Genomic DNA, 20,155 nt, shown 5'->3' with positions numbered 1-20,155 from the left:
CACAGCCCCGCCGCCCGTCCGACCCGACCCACGGCCCGGACGGAGCCAACCCCAGGCCGTCACCGTCCGCCAGGAGGACTCGTGATCAGCCGGTTGCTCCTGCTCGGTGCCACGGGGGACCTGGCCGGACGGTTCCTGCTGCCCGCGCTGGCCCGGCTGTCGGCCGACGGCCGGGTGCCCGATGGCCTGCAGGTCGTGGGCGGCGCGCACCAGGACTGGGACGACCGGACCTTCCGAACCCACGCGGCCACCCGGTTGCAGCAGCACGCCGGGGACGTGCCGACCGAGGTGCGCAACGCGCTCGTCGATCGGCTGCGGTACCGGGCGGTCGACCCCGAGCAGCCCGACACCGTCGCCGCCGCGGTGCGCGCACTCGATGAAGGCGGCGATGCGACTGACCGGGCGGCGGTAGCGGTCTACCTGGCCCTGCCCCCGGCGCTGTTCCCGGCGGTGCTGGACGCGCTCAGTGGGGCGGACCTGCCGGTCGGCAGCCGCACCGCGGTGGAGAAGCCGTTCGGTTCCGACCTGCGCAGCGCCGTGGCGCTCAACGAGCTGCTCGCCCGCGTGACCGGCGGCGACCAGGAGGCCGCGTTTCGCGTCGACCACTTCCTCGGGATGCCGACGGTGCAGGCGCTGCTCGACCTGCACGCACCCGGCCGCTCGCTGGCCCCCGTCTGGAACAGTGCCTCGATCGCACAGGTCGACGTGCTGTGGGAGGAGACGCTGGGGCTCGAGGGCCGGGCGGACTTCTACGACCGGACCGGTGCCGTCCGGGACGTGATGCAGAACCACATGCTGCAGGTCCTGACCCTCGTCGCAATGGAACCGCCGGCCGGCCGGACCCAGGGCGAGCTGCATGCGGCGAAGCTGGAGCTGCTGCGGTCGGTGCGCGTGCTCTCCGCCGCGGAGGTCCCCCTTCGGACCCGACGGGCGCGCTACACCGCCGGGACGCTGAGCGGGACGGGCGCGACCGGCGGTCGGGCCGTGCCCGGGTACACCGACGAGGACGGCGTCGACCCCGCCCGCAGCACCGAGACCTACGCCGAGCTGCTCCTGGAGCTGGACACCCCTCGGTGGACCGGCACCCGATTCGTGCTGCGCACCGGAAAGGCACTGGGGACGCCTCGCAAGGGAGTCGCCCTCCACTTCCGGACCGCCGCGCCGGCGTGCGACCCGCGCGACGCCCAGCGGGTGGCGGCTGACCGGTTGTGGATCGAGCTGGACGCGCCGGAGGAGACCCGGCAGCCCGGCGTGCAGGTGGCCGCCCCGGGCGAGCGCGCCGCGTACGGCCAGGTCCTGACCGACCTGCTGTCCGGCGGTAGCCGACTCTCGGTGAGCGGCGAGGAGGCCGAGCAGGCCTGGCGGATCGTCGATCCGGTGCTGCAGGCGTGGGCCGAGGATGCCGTGCCGCTGCTGGAGTACCCCGCCGGCGCGGCCAGTCCTCCCCCGCTCGAGGGGACCGCCGGCTCGACGCAGCGGTGAGCGGTCCGGGGCGGACCAGCACCGTCTGGTTCGGGGCGCCTGCTCGCACGGGACCGCCTCCTGCGCCGTCGGCTGTCGGCCCCTGGAGCCGTTGCATGCCGGTGGAGCCCTAGCCTCGGCAGACACCCCGGAACCCGAGGCCGGTCCCGGCCAGAAGGTCTACGACGTCTCGTCGGCGGGGGTCGACTACGCCGACACCCGCCACCGACTGTTCTGCAACTGACCTCACTGCTGGAGTGCAGAACACCAGGCGCACGGACGCGAGCGAGGTGATCGACCAGCCCGCCCTGCAGACAGCATGGTCAGCAACACCGCAGAGCAGCACGCGGACGAGCTACACCACTCCACGCGGCACGACAGTCAGGCCGGATGCCGCGACATCGCTTGGTCGAGCGAATTGGCTCGAGCGAGAAGCCGGAAACGGACGTGGAGGTCAGGCCGAGGGTCCCAGGGCGCGATCTCGCGGTGCGTGGTAGCTGTCGGCCCAGGGACGCAGCGACTCGAAGGTGCCGCTGGCGGCGAGCACGTCGCTGTCGGCGTACCGACGTCCCTGGATCTGCATGCCCACGGGCAGCCCGTCGACCAGTCCGGCCGGGATCGATGCGGCCGGGTGACCGGTGAAGTTGGTCAGGTATGTCGGGCACCAGCCGATGTAGGGGTCGACCTCGACACCTTCGACCTCGCTCGGCCCGACAGTCGTGCCTGGAACCTCGGAGTTGAGGACCGGCATGGCGCTCAGGGTGGGGGTGACCAGAAGGTCGAAGTCGGCGTACACCGCCTGGATGGTGTCGTAGACCGCGGACCGCATCACGTAGTCCTCGTTGAGCTCGCTGATCGACATCCCGTAGACGTGGTCGGCCCAGCGCAGGTAACCGTCAGGGAAGTTGTCGCGGTGCTCGCCAAGCAGGTCCAGGCCGTTCTTCTTCATGTTCTCGAAGGCGCCGACGTTGACCAGCATGATCTGCCGGCACCACAGGTCGCTGAGCTCGCGCTGGCCATAGGGCAGCGTCAGGTCGATCTGCTCCACGACGGCCCCGGCGTCACGGAAGGCCTGGACCGCCTGGCCGACCGTCTCGCGGATACGTCGGTCGACGGGAAAGATGCCGAAGTCAGGGGTATAGGCGATCCGCATGCCCGAGATGTCCCGGCGCACATCGCGGGTGAAGTCGTGCGGTTGGCCGTCGATGCTGAACATGTCGCCCGGGTGGTAGCCCGACAGCACGTCGAGCACCAAGGCGGCGTCCTCGACGGTGCGCGTCAGCGGTCCCTCGAAGAGGAAGGGCATCGTGCTGCCGAACGCGTTCGGCCGCACGACCGAGGGAACTCGCCCGAAGGATGCCTTGTACCCGTACAGCCCGCACCAGGCGGCGGGGATCCGGATCGATCCGCCACCGTCGGTTCCCTCGGCGAACGGCACGAGCCCGTCGGCCACAGCTGCGGCGCTGCCACCGGAGGACCCCCCGGGGTTCCGGGAGGTGTCGAAGGGGTTGGCGGTCGCCCCGAAGAGCGGGTTGTCGCAGGTGCCCCGGTAGCCCATGACCGGCGAGTTGGTCTTGCCGACGATGATCGCGCCGGCCTTCTCGACGCGCTCGGCGAAGATGCAGTAGGCGTCGAGGGAGAAGTCGGCCAGCGCGCGGACGCCGCCGAAGGTGGCCGGCCAGCCGGGCTTGAAGTCGAACAAGTCCTTGATCGCGGTCGGTACGCCGTGCAGCGGGCCGATCTCCGAACCGTCGACGAGCGCCTTCTCCGCCTCACGGGCGGCTTGCCGGGCGCCCTCGACGTCGGTGAAGACGAAGGCGTTCAGGCTCGGGTTGCGCTCCTCGATCCGGGCGGCGCAGGCATCGACCAGATCTGTCGGTGACACCTCCCGGTGTCGGACGCGACGGGCGAGCTCCGTCGCACCGACATAGGCGAAGTCGGCGTCATCCAGCACTGATTCCTCCAGGGTCGGAGCAGGCGGTGCGCTCGATGCTAGGGCCCCGGCGGTCGGGCCGCCTCACCCCGCATCCTCGATCCGCGGAGGCGAACCCCGGCTCCCCGCCTGCCGGTCGAGCCCTGGCGTCACCTGTATGCGTGCAGTACAGATCACCCGCTTCGGCGGTCCCGAGATCCTGGAGATCGTCGACGTCCCCGAGCCGGAGGCCGGTCCGGGCCAGACGGTCTACGACGTCTCCGCCGCCGGCGTGAACTTCGCCGACACCCACCACTGCCTGTCGTGAGAACGAGCTGATTGCCTTCGCCGGTCAGCCCCACGACCGGCGCACGGCTGGGGCAGCTCCCGCGTAGCGGCCCACATACTCCGGCTTCTTCGAGAGCAAGACCGCAGCGACATACGCGCAGGGCTGAACGCGCGGCCTGGGCCTCGCGGTGGCGGGCCCCGGCACCTGCACGAGTGGCCCGGCGCAGGCTCAGCCTGACCAGAAGGAGTCGAACGCCTCGGCGTCCAGGTGACCTTCCCACACCTCGCTCAGGCGTCCGTCACGGACATGTCCGACCAAGGCGAGACGAGCCTCCAGCGAACACCCCGACCGCTGGCCCCGCTCGGTGTGGAGTCCCACCACGTGCTCGTCATTGGCCACGACATCGTGCAACTCCGACTGGAAGGTCCCGTCGGTCATCGCCGCGAGTTGACCGAAGAGTCCAAGCACCTCGGCGAAGCCCTTGTAGTCGCCGGTGAGGACGTTGCGCCCGGGCACGTGCCAGACCACCTCGGGGTGGATGAGCTGCCGGAGCCTCTCCACGTCAGCTTCTGCGGCCGCTGAGTACACGTCCCGAAGCATGGACTCGTTCTGGTGCGGCATGACGGCTACCTAGTGGCGTCTCGTCCCCGCTGAGTGGCCGACGCTTCTCCTGCCGGGATGGGATGACAAGTAGGGGCTCCGCGGCGTGAACCGTGCCCGACAGGCTGCACGCATCCGGACTCCGACGCCCTGCTCGACGTTCGGGACCTAGGGTCGGACGATGCGAGCCGTTCGAATCCCGATTCGAACGGGCCCGAGGTCCTCGACGTCGTCGACATCCCCGACCCGAAAGCCGGTCCGGGCCAGCAGGTCTACGACGTCTCCACGGCGGGCGTGAACTGCGCCCACACCCACCAGATCGAGAACAGCTACCTCGCGGCCCAGCAGCTGCCGCTGGTGCCCGGCGCGGAGTTCGTGGGGACGCCGGCCGGTGGCGGCCCGCGGGTGGTCGGCCTGCTCGACGGCGGCGGCTACGCGGAGGAGGTCGTCGCGCACCCGCGGCTGACCTGGCAGCTGCCCGACGGGGTGACCGACGAGCAGGCGCTGGCCGTCGTCCTGCAGGGCAGCACCGCCTACCACCTGCTGCGCACCAGCGCGCACCTCGCCGCCGGAGAGACCGTCGTCGTCATCGCGGGTGCCGATGGCGTCGGGTCGCTGACCGTGCAGCTCGCACGGCGCTGGGGCGCGGGCCGGGTCATCGCGACGGCGTCCAGCCCGGAGAAGCGGGCACTGACCGAGGAGCTCGGCGCCGACGCCTCGGTCGACCCGGCCCTGGCCGACGACGACCCGAAGGCCTTCACCGCTGCGCTCCGCGAGGCCAACGGCGGCCGACCGGTCGACGTCGTCCTGGAGATGACCGGCGGCAACGTCTTCGCCGGCTCGCTGTCCGCGCTGGCCCCGTTCGGCCGGGTCGTCACCTACGGGATGGCCGCCCGCCAGGAGACCGCCGCCGTCCCGCCGGGGATGCTGCTGCAGAAGAGCCGCGCGGTCGTCGGCTTCTGGCTGGCGCACTGCATGACCCGGCCGGCGGTGCTCGACGACGCGATGACCGAGCTGCTGCCGCTGGTGGCCGACGGCGCGCTGCGGCCGGTCATCGGCGGGCGCTACCCGTTGACCGCCGTCCGCGAGGCGCACCAGGACCTGCTCGCCCGCCGCACCACCGGCAAGCTCGTCCTCGACCCCGCTCGGTGACCGCCGGGGCGGGCCACCCCCCACACGACCGGGACCCCGACCCGGACGGGTGAGGAGGGGATGACCTGCCGTAGCGATCTCCCTACTGTCAGACATGACCGCAGCTGAGGGGTCAGTGTCGCCCTCCTCCCTGCGGATGTCTGTCGGCCGCGGCCTCGTTCCGCACCAGGGAGAACTCGTGATCACACCCATGTCCCGGCAGCTCCGGGCAGGGGCGGTACTGCTCGTGCTCACCAGCGTGGCCCTCTCGGGCTGCACGCTGCCCGACGTCAGCATGAGCCCGGACTTCGGCGCCGCACCGGCGTCGACCACCGCACCCCCTCGCACTCCGGAGCCGGAGGCACCGGCCACCGTCGCCGTCGCCGACCCCGGCCCGACGCGGCCGGTCGGCGACCTCGACACCGGCTCCACCACCCGCACCGTGCCGGCCGGCGACCGCACCCTGGTCGTCGACTGGTGGACCAGCGAGCCGGCCAGGCAGTGGCGGGCCGCCGACACCAAGGGCGTGCAGCTGTCCGCCCACCTCGAAGGCGGTGACCCCGACCTCGAGGTGCTGGTCACCCGTTTCGTGGCCACCGCCGACGACGGCACCACGCGCACCACCGTGGCCGAGGACCGGGGCGAGTTCGCGCTCCAGCCGCCCTACGGCTACGGCACCGCCCTCGTCCTCACCCCCTCGGCGGCCGGCGCCGGGCAGGTGGACCTCTCCGTGCAGTTCGACCTGCTGGTCGAGACCGAACCCGGGTCCGGGCGCTACTTCCGCCAGACCGTCCTCGACAGCATCGTGCTGCCCTTCCTCCAGGAGGAGACCCAGTGACCCAGCTCGTCCTGCACGGCATGCGCCGGGCGACCGACCGCGTCCAGCTGCTCGCCCGGGGGACCGGCCAGGTCCCCGACATCAGCTCGCTCGTCCCCGCCGAGTTCGGGGGCCCGGCGACGTCCGAGGAGCAGCGGCACGCGACGATCAGCTGCATCATCCCGGCCTACAACGAGCAGTCGACGATCAGCGACGTCATCACCTCGCTGCTCGGTCAGACGCGGCTGCCGGACGCCATCCACGTCATCATCAACAACACCGACGACGACACCCCGGAGATCGCCCGCCGGTTCGAGGGTGAGCACCAGCGGGTGGTCAAGGGCGAGCTGTTCACCACCGTCGTGCACGTCCACGACATCGGCGAGAACCCCGACAAGAAGGTCGGGGCGCTCAACTTCGGCTACTACGTCAGCCGCGGCTACGACTACATCCTCGGCGTGGACGGTGACACCACACTCGACCGGCGCTGCCTCGAGTGGCTGGAGAAGGAGATGGTCACCGACCCGCGGATCGGCGGGCTGTCGGCCATCTACACCTTCGACAAGTCGAGGGTGAAGGGCGCCATGGCGACGTTCCTCGTCGCCGGCCAGCGGGCCCAGTTCGCCGGGTTCAACATGGACAACCTGGTCCGCGGCCGGAACATGGCCGTCCTCGGCGGGCAGTGCAGCCTGTTCAGCGTCCGCGCGCTGGAGACCGTGATGTACCGCAACCACCAGTCCGCGCCGTGGGTGCGGGACTCGGAGGTCGAGGACTCCAAGCTGTCCCTGCAGATCAAGGACGCCGGCTTCAGCACCAAGATCAGCGCCCGGGCACGGGCCTTCGTCGGCCCGATGGAGACCCTGCGCGCACTGCACGGCCAGCAGGTGAAGTGGAACTTCGGCGGCATCGACCTGCTCTGGCCCGGCCAGCGTGGGGACAACAAGGGCCAGCCGCTGCACCCGAACCTGCGGCTGCGCTGGTACGAGAACGTCTCGATGCTCCTCAACATCAGCACCCGCATGGCGTTCCTGCTGCTGCTGGCCGCGGCGCTGTCGATCGACGCGTTCGTGTTCAACCCGGTGTGGCTCATCCCGCCGCTGGTGGCCACGCTGCTCAACCTGCGGATCGCCGCGTCGATGCACGACAAGAGCGCCTCGGACATCTTCTACGCGCTGCTCCTGGCCCCGGCGGAGCTGTACATGTGGATCCGGATGGGCCACTTCGTCACCGCGTGGGTGCAGTTCTTCGCCCGGGTGGAGAAGGACAACTGGGCGGCGCAGGCGGACGCCGAGCGGGGCCGCGGGTCGGCCTACGTCATGCCCGCCGTGTGTGCCGTGGCCACCTTCGTGGTGCTCATCTTCGCCTGGAGCCAGCAGAGCGTCGGCATCCAGTCGGCGATCCTGTCCATCGGCTGGCCGGTGCTCTACCTGGTCACCGTGCTGCAGACGCTGTTCATGGCGAAGAAGCTGGTGCGCCGCCAGCGCGGTTTCACGGTCTGAGCGAGGACCCCCTCCTGGCTCCCCCGTCGCACGCCGGGGGAGGCCAGGCGGGGGGCCGGAGCGGCTCCTGCCCGGTCACAGCAGCCGGTTGGTCCAGAGCAGGCTGAGGACGACGCCGATCATCGCGAACAGCACGCCGCCACGGACGAACCAGTAGCTGACGTCGCGCGGCTCGGTCGTGTAGCCGATCTGGCTGCCGAGGTCCTGGTAGACCTGCTCGAGCTCGGCGGCGCTGGCGGCCTCGCTGTAGCTGCCGCCGGTCTGGTCGGCGATCTCCTCCAGCGTGGCGCGGTCCACCGGCACCGGCACCCGCTCGCCGTCGAGGTCCAGGGTGCCGTAGTCGGTGCCGAAGGCGATCGTGGAGACCGGGATGCCGGCGTCGAGCGCGGCGGAGACGGCCTGGGTGTCGGGGCGGCCGACGGTGTTGTAGCCGTCCGACAGCAGCACGATCCGCGCCGGCGGCACCTCCTCGCCGTCGGCGTCCAGCGACGACTGGAAGTTCTCGATCGCGGTCAGCGAGGTGAACACCGCCTCCCCGATCGCGGTGGACTCGGCCAGCTCCAGGTTGTCGATCGCGGTGCTCACCTGCCCCCGGTCGGTCGTCGGGGTGACCACGGTGGTGGCGGTGCCGGCGAAGGACACCAGTCCGAGGTTGATCCGGTCCGGCAGCACGTCGACGAACTCCTTGGCCGCCACCTGCATCGCCTCGAACCGGCTGGGCTCGATGTCGGTCGCCTGCATCGACAGCGACACGTCGACGGCCATGACCACCGTGGCGCGCTCCCGCGGCACCCGGACCTCGGTGCTGGGCACCGCCAGGGACACGATCAGCGCGGCCAGCGCGAGCGCGACCAGCCCGAAGGCCAGGTGCCGCCGCCAGCCGGGGCGCTTCGGCACCAGCGTGCCGAGCAGCGCGACGTTGGTGAACCGGGCGGCGTAGGCCTTGCGGCGCAGCTGCAGCACCACGTACAGCGCCACCAGCGCGACGACGGCCAGCAGGCCGAGCAGCCACCAGGGGGCCTGGAAGGTCATCGGGAGGCTCCTCCGCTGCCGGCACGCCGGCGGTCGCGAGGTGTCATCGGGAAGGTCATCGGGACGCGCCTCCGGAGCCCGCCCGTCGCCGGTCCGCGACGAACCTGACGACGTCCATGAGCCAGTCGCGGTCCGTGCGCAACTGCAGGTGCCCGGCGCCGGCGCGGCGCAGGGCGGCGGCGATGGCCCGCCGCTGGGCCGCGGCGCCCTCCGCGAAGCGGGTCCGGAAGGCGGCGTCGCCGGTGGGCACCTCGAGGGTCTGGCCGCTCTCGGGGTCGACGACGGTGAGCAGGCCGACGTCGGGCAGCTCCAGCTCGCGCGGGTCGACGACCTCGATGGCCAGCAGCTCGTGCCGGGCCCGCAGACCCCGCAGCGGGCGCTCCCAGTCGGGGAACCCCGACGCGTCGGAGCCCAGGAAGTCCGACACGACGACGACCAGGCCGCGGCGGCGCGGCGGCCGGCGCAGCGACTCCAGCGCGGCGGCGAGGTCGCCGCGGCGTCCGCCCTCGGCCCGCGGGGTCGCGACGACGGCCCGCAGCAGCCGGTCGGCGGCCAGCCGGCCGGCCGTGGCCGGGTACCGGTCGACCCGCTCGCCGGTGGTGACGACGGCGCCCAGCCGGTTGCCGCCGTGGACGGTCAGGTGGCTGACCGCGGCCAGCCCCGCGATCGCCAGGTCCCGCTTGGTGCAGGCCGCGGTGCCGAAGTCCAGGCTCGCGGAGAGGTCCACCACCGCCCAGGTCTCCAGCTCGCGGTCGGCGATCGTCTCGCGGACGTGCGGCACCTGGGTGCGGGCGGTCACCGGCCAGTCCATCCGCCGGACGTCGTCACCGGGGTGGTAGCTCCGCGAGTCGCCGGCCTCCGTGCCCGAGCCCGGGACCAGCCCCAGGTGGTCGCCCTGCAGCAGCCCGTCGAGCCGGCGCCGCACGGTGAGCTCCAGCCGCTGCAGCAGGACGTCGGCCGGGCCCTCGGCGAAGCGCGGCGGGGCCCCACCGGACCCGGGCGTCACGGCATGGCCGCCGGCGCCCGGGTCGATGCCGGAGCCAGGGGTGGGTGCTGGGCCGGCCTGTTCCGGGGCCGCGGCGCCGCCGGACCGGCGACGCAGTCTCACGCCGGCGAGGACCCGCGGTCGGCGCCGTTGACGGACACGTCCGGCCGACCCTGCGGCGCCGGGCCCGGCTCACCCGGACCGCCGAACGGCCCGCCGGCCGGCACGGGACCGGGCTGGCCGGGCTGACCGGGAGCGGGCATCCCGGGGCCGCCGAAGGGCTGGCCGGGTGGGCCGTACTGCGGTCCGGGCGGGCCGAACTGCGGCGCGCCGAACGGCGGCGCGGTCGGCACCGACGGCCCGCCGGGGCTGCCCGGGCCGAAGCCGCCGGAGCGCTGGCGCGGGGCCACCTGCGGCAGCGGCACGGTCTGCAGGATGCGCTTGACCACGTGGTCGGCGGGCACGCCGTCGGCCAGCGCGTCGTAGGAGAGCACCAGCCGGTGGCGCAGCACGTCGGCGGTGACGTCGAGGACGTCCTGCGGCAGCACGTAGTCGCGGCCGCGGACCAGCGCCAGCGCCCGGCTGGCGGCGATCAGCCCCAGGGAGGCGCGTGGGCTGGCGCCGTAGGACACCCACGAGGCGACGTCGTCCATGCCGTGCTCGCGCGGCGCGCGGGTGGCGACCACCAGCCGGACGACGTAGTCGACGAGCGCGTGGTGCACGAACACCTGGGAGGCGGTGCGCTGCATGCGGATCAGGTCGTCGGGCCCGAGGACGGTCTCGGCCACCGGCGGCGTCGAGCCCATCCGGTAGATGATCTCCCGCTCCTCCTCCGGGCTCGGGTAGTCGACGAGCACCTTCATGAGGAAGCGGTCGCGCTGGGCCTCGGGCAGCGGGTAGACGCCCTCGGACTCGATCGGGTTCTGCGTGGCCAGCACGAGGAAGGGGTCCGGCAGCGGGTGGGTGACGCCGCCGATGGACACCTGGCGCTCGGCCATGACCTCCAGCAGCGCCGACTGCACCTTCGCCGGCGCGCGGTTGATCTCGTCGGTGAGCACGAAGTTGGCGAACACCGGGCCGAGCTCGGTGTCGAAGGCGTCCTGCCCGGCCTTGTAGATGCGGGTGCCGATGATGTCGGCCGGCACCAGGTCGGGGGTGAACTGGAGACGGGCGAAGCGGCCACCCACGACGGTGGCCAGCGTCTGCACGGCGAGGGTCTTGGCGACGCCGGGGACGCCCTCGAGCAGCACGTGCCCACGGGCCAGCAGCGAGACGAGCATCCGCTCGACCAACCGGTCCTGGCCGACGATGACCCGCTTGATCTCGAACAGCACCCGCTCCAGGTGGGCGGCGTCGACCGACGGCGGGACCGGCTGCCCGCCGGACTGCTGGAGCGAGGTGCTGGCGGCGCTGCTCACGGAACTCCCTGATCGTGCCGGTCCACGGCCTCGGCCCCAGGGGGCACCGCGAGGCCGGCGACGGACGGCGTGCCCGTCCCCGCCAGTGTCCTACACGTTCCTGGAGAGCAGCCGGGCGCGCACGCGGGCGAGCCGACCGGACACCCAGAGTGGCCGACACCAGCCGTCCGTGCACCGCGTGCGCAGCCCTGCCTGCAGGCTCCGCTGACTGCTAGCCTCGGTGCTGCGTCGGGCAGCTCCCCCCGTGGCTGCCCGACGCCCCACGTCTCGGGCCATCTCGTTCGTCTCGGCCCCGTCGACGTGCTGGAACGGCCACCCTTCAGGGGCCCGCGCCGAGCTCGCGAGGCGTGGGGGGAGGGTGGTCCTTCGTCAGGCCGTAGGCCGCACCGCGCCGTAGTAGTCGCTGCCGAACCACATCGACGAGATCCGCACGACGTCCCCGCTCTGCGGTGCCTGGACCACCTGGCCGCCGCCGATGTAGAGCGCCACGTGGTAGATCGACGTGTAGTCCGCGGTCTCGCCCCAGAACACCAGGTCCCCGGGCTGCAGGTCGTCGGCGGCCACGGTCCGGTCGCGGAAGCGCCAGTACTGCTCGCGGCTGGTGCCACCGATCCGGATGCCGGCCTGCGCGTAGGCGTACTCGGTCAGCCCCGAGCAGTCGAAGCCGTAGATCGCCGTGTCCGGCGGGATGCCGTAGGTCGGGCCGTTGCCGTTGCCGCCACCCCAGCTGTAGGGCAGCCCGCGCTGGCTCACGGCCGCCGCGATGGCCCGGTCCACCACCGACCCCGTCGGCGCGCCGGCCGTGGTGCCGGTGCCGGTCGGCGCCCCACCGCCGGAGGACGACGAGGACGAACCGGACGACGAGGTGCTCGACGAGGACCGGGGGGACGAACTGCTCTGCACGGGCGGAGCCACCGGCGGGTGGGCCTGCGCCGCCCCCGCCGCGGCCTCTGCGGCAGCAGCCGCGGCCGCCGCACCCTGGGCGCCGTAGAGCACCTCCTGGGCCTCCGCGAGCTCGGCCTCCAGCACCTCGCGCCGGTCGGCGAGCTCGGCGGCCTGGGCCCGCGCCGAGACCTCCTGCGACTGCGCACTGGCCAGGGACTCCGCCGCCGCGGCCTCGGCCGCACCGGCCGCCTGCACCGCGACCTGCGCGGCGTCGTCGGCAGCAGCGGCCTCCTGCTCCAGGACGGTCAGCTCGGCGACGACGTCGGCCCGGTGGCCGCCCGCGGCCTCCAGCAGCGCGGCCCGCTGCACCAGCTGCGCGGGCCCCTCGGCGGTGACCAGCGCGGCCGCCCCCGGGCTCGTGCTGCCCTGCATGTAGCTCGACCGCGCGAAGGCGACCACCTGGTCGCGGCCGCGGCGCAGCTCGGCGGCGGCCCGCTCGGCGGCCGCGGCGGCGGCGTCGGCGGTGGCCCGCGCCTCCTCCTGGGCGGCGCGGCGCACCTCGTACTCCTGCAGCGCGATCTGCGCACCCCGACGGGCGGCGTCCACCCGCTCCTGGGCCGCCGCCAGCTGCGCGCCGATCTCGCCGACGCGCGCGGCCGCGACGTCCCGCTCGGCCTGGGCCGCGGCCACCTGGTCGTCCCCGGGAGCGGCCACGGCCGTCCCGGGCACCAGGCCGGCCAGGACCAGGGCGGTGACCGCCGTCCCGGCTCCGCGCAGCAGCCACCCGGAACGCCTCGGATGGCTCTCCCGCTCGTCCGTCCTGCCCACGTCCGACCTTCCTCACGACCTCGTCGACCGGCGCCCGGATGCGCACTCCGGTGCCGGAACGACAAGATCAGGGAAGCGGTTGAGCGGACACTCCCCCCATGGGGGGAGGCCACCGCCGGAACTGGGGTGTCAGAGGCAGGCCCCGGTCTGCGACGGGTCGGGAGGACGGCGCCCCTCTGCAGCGTCCCGCGCCGGCCGGGTGAGGTGCTGGAACGGCCACCCTCCAGGTAGGAGGACCCTGTCCCCCGCACCCCTCGCACGCTCGCGGCGAGCCGCTGGACGGGGCCTGGTCCGAGCCCGCGAGGCGTGGGGGGAAGGGTGGTCCTCCTCAGTTCACCTGGCGGTCGGCGTCCGACCAGAAGGCCTCGCGCAGCTTGAACTTCTGGATCTTGCCGGTGGCGGTGCGGGCGAGCTCGTCACGGAACTCCACGCGCTTGGGGATCTTGTACCCGGCGATCCGGCCCCGGCAGTGGGCGACGATCTCCTCGGCGGTGACCTGCTGGCCCTCGGCGACGACCACCACGGCGGTCACCATCTCGCCCCACTTCTCGTCCGGGGCGCCGATGACCGCGACCTCCGCGACCGCCGGGTGGCTGAAGACGGCGTCCTCGACCTCGATCGACGAGACGTTCTCACCGCCGGTGATGATCACGTCCTTCTTGCGGTCGGAGATGGTGAGGTAGCCGCCGTCGTCGATGCTGCCGCCGTCCCCGGTGTGGAACCAGCCCCCTTCGAGGGCCTCGGCCGAGGCGTCGGGGTTCTGCCAGTAGCCGGCCAGCACCGTGTTGCCCTGGGCGAGGATCTCGCCGGAGTCGCTGACCTGCAGCCGGGTGCCCAGCGCCGGCACCCCGGCGCGTGAGAGCCGCTTGGCCCGCTCCTCCGGCTCCAGGTCGTCGTACTCGGCGCGCGGCCGGTTGATGGTGATCAGCGGCGCGGTCTCGGTGAGGCCGTAGATCTGGTTGAACTCCCAGCCCAGCTCGGCCTCGACCCGCGCGATCGTCTTCGACGGCGGCGGCGCGCCGGCCACGATGATCCGCACCCGGTCCCGGCCGGGGACCTCGCCGTCCCAGTCGGCCGCGGCGTCCAGGACGGCGTTCCACACCGCCGGCGCCCCGGCCATGACGGTCACGCCGTGCTGCTCGACCCGCCGCAGGATCTCCGCGCCGTCGACCTTGCGCAGCACCACCTGGCGGGCGCCGACGCCGGCCGTGCTGTAGGGCAGGCCCCAGCCGTTGCAGTGGAACATCGGCAGCGTGTGCATGTAGACGTCGCGGTCGCTGAGCTGCATGTGCATGGCGAAGGTGACCGCGTTGACCCACTCGTTGCGGTGGGTCATCTGCACGCCCTTGGGCCGCGCCGTCGTCCCGCTGGTGTAGTTGATCGTGGCGGTGGCGTCCTCGTCGGGCTCGGACCACGGCACCGGCTCGGTGTCGAAGCGCAACAGCTGCTCGTACTCCTCGCCGGTGCTGAACCGGTGCTCGGCCTCCACCCGCTTGAGCGAGGCCTCGAGCTCCGGGTCGACGAAGAGGACCCGGGCGCCGCTGTGCCCGACGATGTAGCTCACCTCGTCCGGCTGCAGCCGGAAGTTCACCGGGACGACGACCCGCCCGGACGACGGCAGCGACAGCAGGCACTCCAGCAGCCGGCCGGCGTTGTGGCTGACGACGGCGATCCGCTCGCCCTCCCCCACGCCGAGCGCGTCCAGCCCGGCCTGCAGCGCCCGCCCGCGCCGGGCGATCTCCCGGTAGGTGAGCTCGCCGAGCGAGGGGGCGGGCTGGTTCGGCTCGTCCACGATGCCGACCCGGTCGCCGTAGACCAGCTCGGCTCGGTCGAGGAAGTCTCGGGTGGTCAAGGGCACGCGCATGCGGAGCTCCCGGGTCCTCGGGCCGACCAGCCGGCCGGCCGCTCGACGTGGTGCCCGTCACGCTAGCGGCCGGTCCCGGTCCGGTGTGTCCCGGCTCAGCCCAGCAGTGCCCAGAGTGCGGCGCCGGTCCCCGCCGTCGCGACGACCCCTCGCACGGAGTCGACCCGCAGCAGCCTCCGGTGCGCCGCGTCGTCCCAGGCCTCCTCCAGCCGGCGGTGCAGCGGGACGGCGCCCATCGCGGTGACCGCCAGGACGACGGCGAGGCACGCGGCGCCCAGGAGGACCGGCGGCAGCGGCGTCCCTCCGGGCCGGTCGGCGAGCAGCCACAGCGTCGTGACGCCCTGGCCGGCGAACAGCGGGCCCACCACCCAGGTGATCCGCTGCTGGTGGCGGCGCTCGTAGGCCGGGAAGTCCGCCGGCGGGACGAGCGCGAACTGCGGGTAGACCAGCGCCCGCACCGTCCACTGGAAGCCGGCGTAGGCCGCGGTCAGCGCCAGGTGGACGGCCAGCAGGGTCACCTCTTCGGTCGCTTACCGCGCCAGGCAAGGCTCTGCGCGTCGAGCGCGCGCAGCAGCGGGTCCCCCTCGGCGAGCACCCGCTCGGCGAGCGCCACGGCGGCGGCCAGCTGGTCGTCGTCGAGCTGCCCGGAGGCCGGCGAGCGGCGCCGGTCCAGGACGTCGTACCAGCGCCCGCCGACGGCGTGGTCGAGCAGGATCCGCCCGAAGCAGTGGTCGGCGGTGACCACCCAGCGGCCGGCCCGCGCCCGCCGGGGGAGCTCGTCGTCCACCAGCTGCCGGTAGCGGGCGTAGAGCTCGTCGCGAGTCACGGCGCCAGCAGCCGGGGCAGCGACGTCCCGATCAGCTCGCGCACGACCAGGTCGGCGACGAAATCGTAGGGGGTCGGCTCGGCGTTGACGACCACGACCCGCGCACCGGACTGCTTGGCCAGGTCGGTCAGCCCGGCCGCCGGGTGCACGGTCAGCGAGGTGCCGACGGCGAGGAAGACGTCGCAGTCGGTCGCCGCCTCCGCGGCGGCCTCGACGACCGCCGGGTCGAGCGCCTGGCCGAAGCTGACCGTCGCGGACTTGAGGATGCCACCGCAGTCCCGGCAGGCCGGGTCCGGTTCCCCGGCGTCGACGCGGGCGAGCGCCTCGGCCATCGTCGTCCGGTCCCCGCAGGCCAGGCACTCGACGGCGTGCACCGTGCCGTGCAGCTCCAGCACCAGCTCGGGCGAGGACCCGGCCGCCTGGTGCAGCCCGTCGACGTTCTGGGTGAGCAGCGCCCGCAGCCGGCCCTGCCGCTCCAGTTCGACCAGCGCCCGGTGACCGGCGTTGGGGCGGGCGTCGGGCGCGGTGTCGCGACGCATCAGCCACGCCCGGCGGCGGATGTCGGGGTCGGCCACGTAGTAGGACAGCGTCACGAGCTTCTCGGCGTCCGGGTCCCTGGTCCACACGCCGTCGGGCCCGCGGTAGTCGGGGATGCCGCTGTCGGTGGAGATGCCCGCGCCGGTGAGCACGGTCACCCGCCGGGCGTCGGCCAGCCAGCCGGGGAGCGTCACGCCTCCACCGTAGGAGCCCCTCCTCCGACGATCAGCTTCGTTCACCGTTCCGGCTCCTGCCTCGCGACCGGTGGTGAGGGAGGAGCCGGAACGACCAGCTCACCTGATCACCGGGAGCCCTTCGAGGCGAGGAAGGGTCGCCTCACCTCTGCAGGATGGCGGGCTCCTGGGATGATGCGGGGTGGCAGGCAGCAGCGCGACGGACCAGCTGAGGGGTAGGCGCAGAGAAGTGGTAGCCAGCAAGGACAGCTTCGGAGCGCGGGCGACGCTGAGCGTCGACGGCACCGACTACGACATCTACCGGCTCGACGCGGTGGAGGGCTCCGAGAAGCTGCCCTTCAGCCTCAAGGTCCTCCTCGAGAACCTGCTCCGCACGGAGGACGGCGCGGACATCACCGCCGACCACGTCCGGGCGATCGCGAACTGGGACCCGAACGCCGAGCCCGACCAGGAGATCCAGTTCACCCCGGCCCGGGTGGTGATGCAGGACTTCACCGGCGTCCCGTGCATCGTCGACCTGGCCACCATGCGCGAGGCCATGGCCGAGATCGGCGGCGACCCGCAGAAGATCAACCCGCTGGCGCCCGCCGAGCTGGTCATCGACCACTCCGTCATCGCCGACGTCTTCGGCACGCCGGAGTCCTTCGAGCGCAACGTCGAGATCGAGTACCAGCGCAACGGCGAGCGCTACCAGTTCCTCCGCTGGGGCCAGGGCGCCTTCAGCGACTTCAAGGTCGTCCCCCCGGGCACCGGCATCGTCCACCAGGTCAACATCGAGCACCTGGCCCGCGTGGTCTTCCCGCGCCAGGAGAACGACCGCGTGGTCGCCTACCCCGACACCTGCGTGGGCACCGACTCGCACACCACGATGGTCAACGGCCTGGGCGTGCTGGGCTGGGGCGTCGGCGGCATCGAGGCCGAGGCGGCGATGCTCGGCCAGCCGGTGTCGATGCTCATCCCGCGGGTCGTGGGCTTCAAGCTCACCGGCGAGCTGCCCGACGGCGCCACCGCCACCGACCTGGTGCTCACCATCACCGAGATGCTGCGCCAGCACGGCGTGGTGGGGAAGTTCGTCGAGTTCTACGGCGAGGGCGTCTCGGCCGTACCGCTGGCCAACCGCGCCACGATCGGCAACATGAGCCCGGAGTTCGGCTCGACCGCGGCGATGTTCCCCATCGACCAGGAGACCATCACCTACCTGCAGCTGACCGGCCGCAGCCAGGAGCAGGTGGCGCTCGTCGAGGCCTACGCCAAGGAGCAGGGCCTCTGGCACGACCCGTCGCGCGAGCCGGCGTTCTCCGAGTACCTGGAGCTCGACCTCGCCACCGTCGTCCCGTCGATCGCCGGCCCCAAGCGGCCGCAGGACCGCGTCGCCATCACCGAGGCCAAGCCCGCCTTCCGCGCCGCGCTGGCCGACTACGTCCAGGCCGACCAGACCGGTGGCGACGACCGCAAGCCCGGCGTCCCTGCACAGGAGAAGCCGTTCGGCGTCGAGTCGTCGGTCGACGAGGCGTCGGCGGAGTCCTTCCCGGCCTCGGACCCGGCCGCCCCGTCCGAGCACGGCAACGGGGCCGAGGGACAGCCGCACCACTACGACCACGCCCCCGTGGCCGAGCGCCCCTCCAAGCGGACGAAGGTCGTCATGGAGGACGGCACCGAGACCTTCGTCGACCACGGCCACGTGGTGATCGCCGCGATCACCTCCTGCACCAACACCTCGAACCCGCAGGTCATGATCGGCGCGGCCCTGCTGGCCAAGAACGCCGTCGAGCGCGGCCTGACCAGCAAGCCGTGGGTGAAGACGACGCTGGCCCCCGGGTCCAAGGTCGTCATGGACTACTACGAGAAGGCCGAGCTCACCCCGTACCTGGAGAAGCTCGGCTTCTACCTGGTCGGCTACGGCTGCACCACCTGCATCGGCAACTCCGGCCCACTCCCCGAGCCGGTCAGCCAGGCGGTCAACGAGGCCGACCTCGCCGTCGTCTCGGTGCTGTCGGGCAACCGCAACTTCGAGGGCCGGATCAACCCCGACGTCAAGATGAACTACCTGGCGTCGCCGCCGTTGGTCATCGCCTACGCCCTGGCCGGCTCCATGGACGTCGACCTGAACAACGACCCCCTGGGCCAGGACGCCGACGGCAACGACGTCTTCCTGCGCGACATCTGGCCCTCGCCGCAGGAGGTCCAGCGGGTCATCGACCACGCCGTCTCCGCCGAGCAGTTCGGTCGCAGCTACGAGGACGTCTTCGCCGGCACCGAGCAGTGGCAGAACCTGCCCACGCCGACCGGTGACACCTTCGCCTGGGACCCGGAGAGCACCTACGTCCGGCGTCCCCCGTACTTCGAGGGCATGCCGGCCGAGCCGACCCCGGTGCAGGACATCACCGGCGCCCGCACCCTGGCCGTGCTCGGTGACTCGGTGACCACCGACCACATCTCGCCGGCCGGTTCGATCAAGGCCGACAGCCCGGCCGGGCAGTACCTGCGCGAGCACGGCGTGGAGCGGCGGGACTTCAACTCCTACGGCTCCCGGCGCGGGAACCACGAGGTGATGATCCGCGGCACCTTCGCCAACATCCGGCTGCGCAACCAGCTGGTGCCCGGCACCGAGGGTGGGGTCACCAAGAACCACCTGACGGGCGAGACCACGTCGATCTACGAGGCCTCGCAGGCCTACCAGGAGCAGGGCATCCCGCTGGTCGTGCTCGCCGGCAAGGAGTACGGCTCGGGCTCGTCGCGCGACTGGGCGGCCAAGGGGACGGCACTGCTGGGCGTGAAGGCGGTCATCGCCGAGAGCTACGAGCGGATCCACCGCTCCAACCTCATCGGCATGGGCGTGCTGCCGCTGCAGTTCCCGGCGGGCCAGGACCGGGCGTCCCTCGGCCTGACCGGCGACGAGGAGTTCACCATCACCGGGATCACCGCGCTCAACGACGGCGAGACGCCGCGCACGGTGAAGGTGCGGGCCGGGGACGTCGAGTTCGACGCCACCGTCCGGATCGACACCCCCGGCGAGGCGAACTACTACCGCAACGGCGGGATCATGCAGTACGTGCTGCGCTCGCTGCGCGGCTGACGCACACCGCATGGACCTGGGCCTGGGCGGCCGCGGATACCTGGTCACCGGCGCGAGCCGGGGGTTGGGGTTCGCGGCGGCCCAGGCCCTGGTCGCCGACGGGGCGCGCGTGCTGGTCAACGCGCGTTCGGCGGGGGCCGTGGACGTCGCCGTCGCCGCGCTGGGCGGAGCGCCGACGGCGTCCGGCCTCGCCGCCGACCTCACCGACCCCGACGCCGCGGAGCGCCTCGTCGCGGCCGCCCTCGACCGCCTCGGCCGGGTGGACGGCGCGCTGCTCAGCGTCGGCGGCCCGGAGCCGGGCACCGTGCTGGACACCGCCGAGGACGCCTGGCGGGACGGCGTGGAGAGCGTGCTGCTCGGCCCGCTCCGGCTGGTCCGGGCGCTGGTTCCCCATCTCGGCGAGGGCGCGGCGATCGGCTTCGTGCTCTCCACCTCCGCCCGCTCCCCGCTGCCGGGACTGGCCGTCTCCAACGGCCTGCGCCCCGGCCTGGCGATGACCGCCAAGCAGCTGGCCGACGAGCTGGCCCCCCGCGGGATCAGGGTGGTCGGGCTGCTGCCGGGCACCTTCGCCACCGAGCTGGTCGTCGGGCGCGAGGACGCCTCCGGCGACCCGGCGCGCGCCCGCTCCGACGCCGAGGCCGGCATCCCGCTGGGCCGGGTCGGCGAGCCCGCCGAGTTCGGCCGGGTGGCCGCCTTCCTGCTCTCCCCCGCCGCCTCCTACGTCACCGGTACCAGCGTCGCCGTCGACGGTGGCCGGCTGAGGACGCCGTGAGCAGACGTGGGCGTGAGCACCGCAGCGAG

17 protein-coding genes are annotated in these 20,155 nt (G+C 72.9%); 7 read left to right on the top strand and 10 right to left on the bottom strand.

Going from position 1 to position 20,155, the window contains the following annotated elements; all coding sequences use genetic code 11:
• Window positions 1-81: 81 nt before the first annotated feature.
• Window positions 82-1,482: a hypothetical protein gene (locus GOBS_RS10245; RefSeq protein WP_012948217.1), complete on the top strand. Its 1,401-nt coding sequence runs from the start codon at window positions 82-84 to the stop codon at window positions 1,480-1,482.
• A gap of 433 nt (window positions 1,483-1,915) precedes the next feature.
• On the opposite strand, the gene GOBS_RS10240 is transcribed toward GOBS_RS10245, so the two are convergent.
• Window positions 1,916-3,415 carry an amidase gene (locus GOBS_RS10240; protein ID WP_012948216.1) on the bottom strand — a complete coding sequence of 500 codons (1,500 nt, stop codon included), beginning with the start codon at window positions 3,413-3,415 and terminating at the stop codon, window positions 1,916-1,918.
• Window positions 3,416-3,551: 136 nt separating this feature from the next.
• Here GOBS_RS10240 and GOBS_RS26230 point away from each other — a divergent pair, with 136 nt between their 5' ends.
• Window positions 3,552-3,701, top strand: a complete 150-nt coding sequence (locus tag GOBS_RS26230; protein WP_081448857.1) for a Zn-dependent oxidoreductase — start codon at window positions 3,552-3,554, stop codon at window positions 3,699-3,701.
• Between the two features lie 189 nt (window positions 3,702-3,890).
• Here the strand turns inward: GOBS_RS26230 and GOBS_RS10235 are convergent, their stop codons facing one another.
• Window positions 3,891-4,283: a nuclear transport factor 2 family protein gene (locus GOBS_RS10235; protein WP_012948215.1), complete on the bottom strand. Its 393-nt coding sequence runs from the start codon at window positions 4,281-4,283 to the stop codon at window positions 3,891-3,893.
• A gap of 273 nt (window positions 4,284-4,556) precedes the next feature.
• Between GOBS_RS10235 and GOBS_RS10230 the strand changes: the two genes are divergently transcribed.
• The 3 genes from GOBS_RS10230 to GOBS_RS10220 all read left to right on the top strand — a co-directional run bounded on the left by GOBS_RS10230 (window position 4,557) and on the right by GOBS_RS10220 (window position 7,709).
• Window positions 4,557-5,414 carry a zinc-binding dehydrogenase gene (locus tag GOBS_RS10230; protein ID WP_243697695.1) on the top strand — a complete coding sequence of 286 codons (858 nt, stop codon included), beginning with the start codon at window positions 4,557-4,559 and terminating at the stop codon, window positions 5,412-5,414.
• A 178-nt stretch (window positions 5,415-5,592) separates the two neighbouring features.
• Complete coding sequence (locus GOBS_RS10225) at window positions 5,593-6,231, top strand: RAD23 family protein (protein ID WP_041241435.1); 639 nt, start codon at window positions 5,593-5,595, stop codon at window positions 6,229-6,231.
• Window positions 6,228-7,709 (top strand): glycosyltransferase family 2 protein, encoded by a 1,482-nt coding sequence (locus GOBS_RS10220; RefSeq protein WP_012948213.1) that lies wholly within the window; start codon window positions 6,228-6,230, stop codon window positions 7,707-7,709. Before GOBS_RS10225 ends, GOBS_RS10220 begins: the two co-directional genes overlap by 4 nt.
• A gap of 75 nt (window positions 7,710-7,784) precedes the next feature.
• On the opposite strand, the gene GOBS_RS10215 is transcribed toward GOBS_RS10220, so the two are convergent.
• The 8 genes from GOBS_RS10215 to GOBS_RS10180 form a co-directional block, all read right to left on the bottom strand.
• Window positions 7,785-8,741 carry a VWA domain-containing protein gene (locus tag GOBS_RS10215; RefSeq protein ID WP_012948212.1) on the bottom strand — a complete coding sequence of 319 codons (957 nt, stop codon included), beginning with the start codon at window positions 8,739-8,741 and terminating at the stop codon, window positions 7,785-7,787.
• Window positions 8,742-8,796: 55 nt separating this feature from the next.
• Complete coding sequence (locus tag GOBS_RS10210; RefSeq protein ID WP_012948211.1) at window positions 8,797-9,849, bottom strand: DUF58 domain-containing protein; 1,053 nt, start codon at window positions 9,847-9,849, stop codon at window positions 8,797-8,799.
• On the bottom strand, window positions 9,846-11,144 hold the full coding sequence (locus GOBS_RS10205; RefSeq protein ID WP_012948210.1) for an AAA family ATPase: 1,299 nt from the start codon (window positions 11,142-11,144) through the stop codon (window positions 9,846-9,848). Before GOBS_RS10205 ends, GOBS_RS10210 begins: the two co-directional genes overlap by 4 nt.
• Window positions 11,145-11,513: 369 nt before the next feature.
• Window positions 11,514-12,857, bottom strand: coding sequence for a C40 family peptidase (locus tag GOBS_RS10200; RefSeq protein WP_012948209.1), 1,344 nt, complete (start codon window positions 12,855-12,857; stop codon window positions 11,514-11,516).
• Window positions 12,858-13,185: 328 nt separating this feature from the next.
• A complete protein-coding gene (locus GOBS_RS10195; protein ID WP_012948208.1) occupies window positions 13,186-14,721 on the bottom strand; it encodes an AMP-binding protein in 1,536 nt (511 codons plus the stop codon).
• Between the two features lie 95 nt (window positions 14,722-14,816).
• A complete protein-coding gene (locus GOBS_RS10190) occupies window positions 14,817-15,239 on the bottom strand; it encodes a DUF1772 domain-containing protein (protein WP_012948207.1) in 423 nt (140 codons plus the stop codon).
• Window positions 15,236-15,547 carry a hypothetical protein gene (locus tag GOBS_RS10185; protein ID WP_012948206.1) on the bottom strand — a complete coding sequence of 104 codons (312 nt, stop codon included), beginning with the start codon at window positions 15,545-15,547 and terminating at the stop codon, window positions 15,236-15,238. The genes GOBS_RS10190 and GOBS_RS10185 overlap by 4 nt, the downstream gene beginning before the upstream one ends.
• On the bottom strand, window positions 15,544-16,278 hold the full coding sequence (locus tag GOBS_RS10180; RefSeq protein ID WP_041241434.1) for an SIR2 family NAD-dependent protein deacylase: 735 nt from the start codon (window positions 16,276-16,278) through the stop codon (window positions 15,544-15,546). The genes GOBS_RS10185 and GOBS_RS10180 overlap by 4 nt, the downstream gene beginning before the upstream one ends.
• Window positions 16,279-16,507: 229 nt before the next feature.
• Here GOBS_RS10180 and GOBS_RS10175 point away from each other — a divergent pair, with 229 nt between their 5' ends.
• On the top strand, window positions 16,508-19,354 hold the full coding sequence (locus tag GOBS_RS10175) for an aconitate hydratase (protein WP_012948204.1): 2,847 nt from the start codon (window positions 16,508-16,510) through the stop codon (window positions 19,352-19,354).
• Between the two features lie 10 nt (window positions 19,355-19,364).
• Complete coding sequence (locus GOBS_RS10170) at window positions 19,365-20,126, top strand: SDR family oxidoreductase (RefSeq protein ID WP_012948203.1); 762 nt, start codon at window positions 19,365-19,367, stop codon at window positions 20,124-20,126.
• Window positions 20,127-20,155 lie beyond the last annotated feature (29 nt).

Origin of the sequence: Geodermatophilus obscurus DSM 43160, from assembly GCF_000025345.1 — a bacterium.
Classification (GTDB): Bacteria; Actinomycetota; Actinomycetes; order Mycobacteriales; family Geodermatophilaceae; genus Geodermatophilus; species Geodermatophilus obscurus.
The sequence above is the reverse complement of the archived record's forward strand: the minus strand, read 5'-3'. Positions and strand labels throughout refer to the sequence as shown.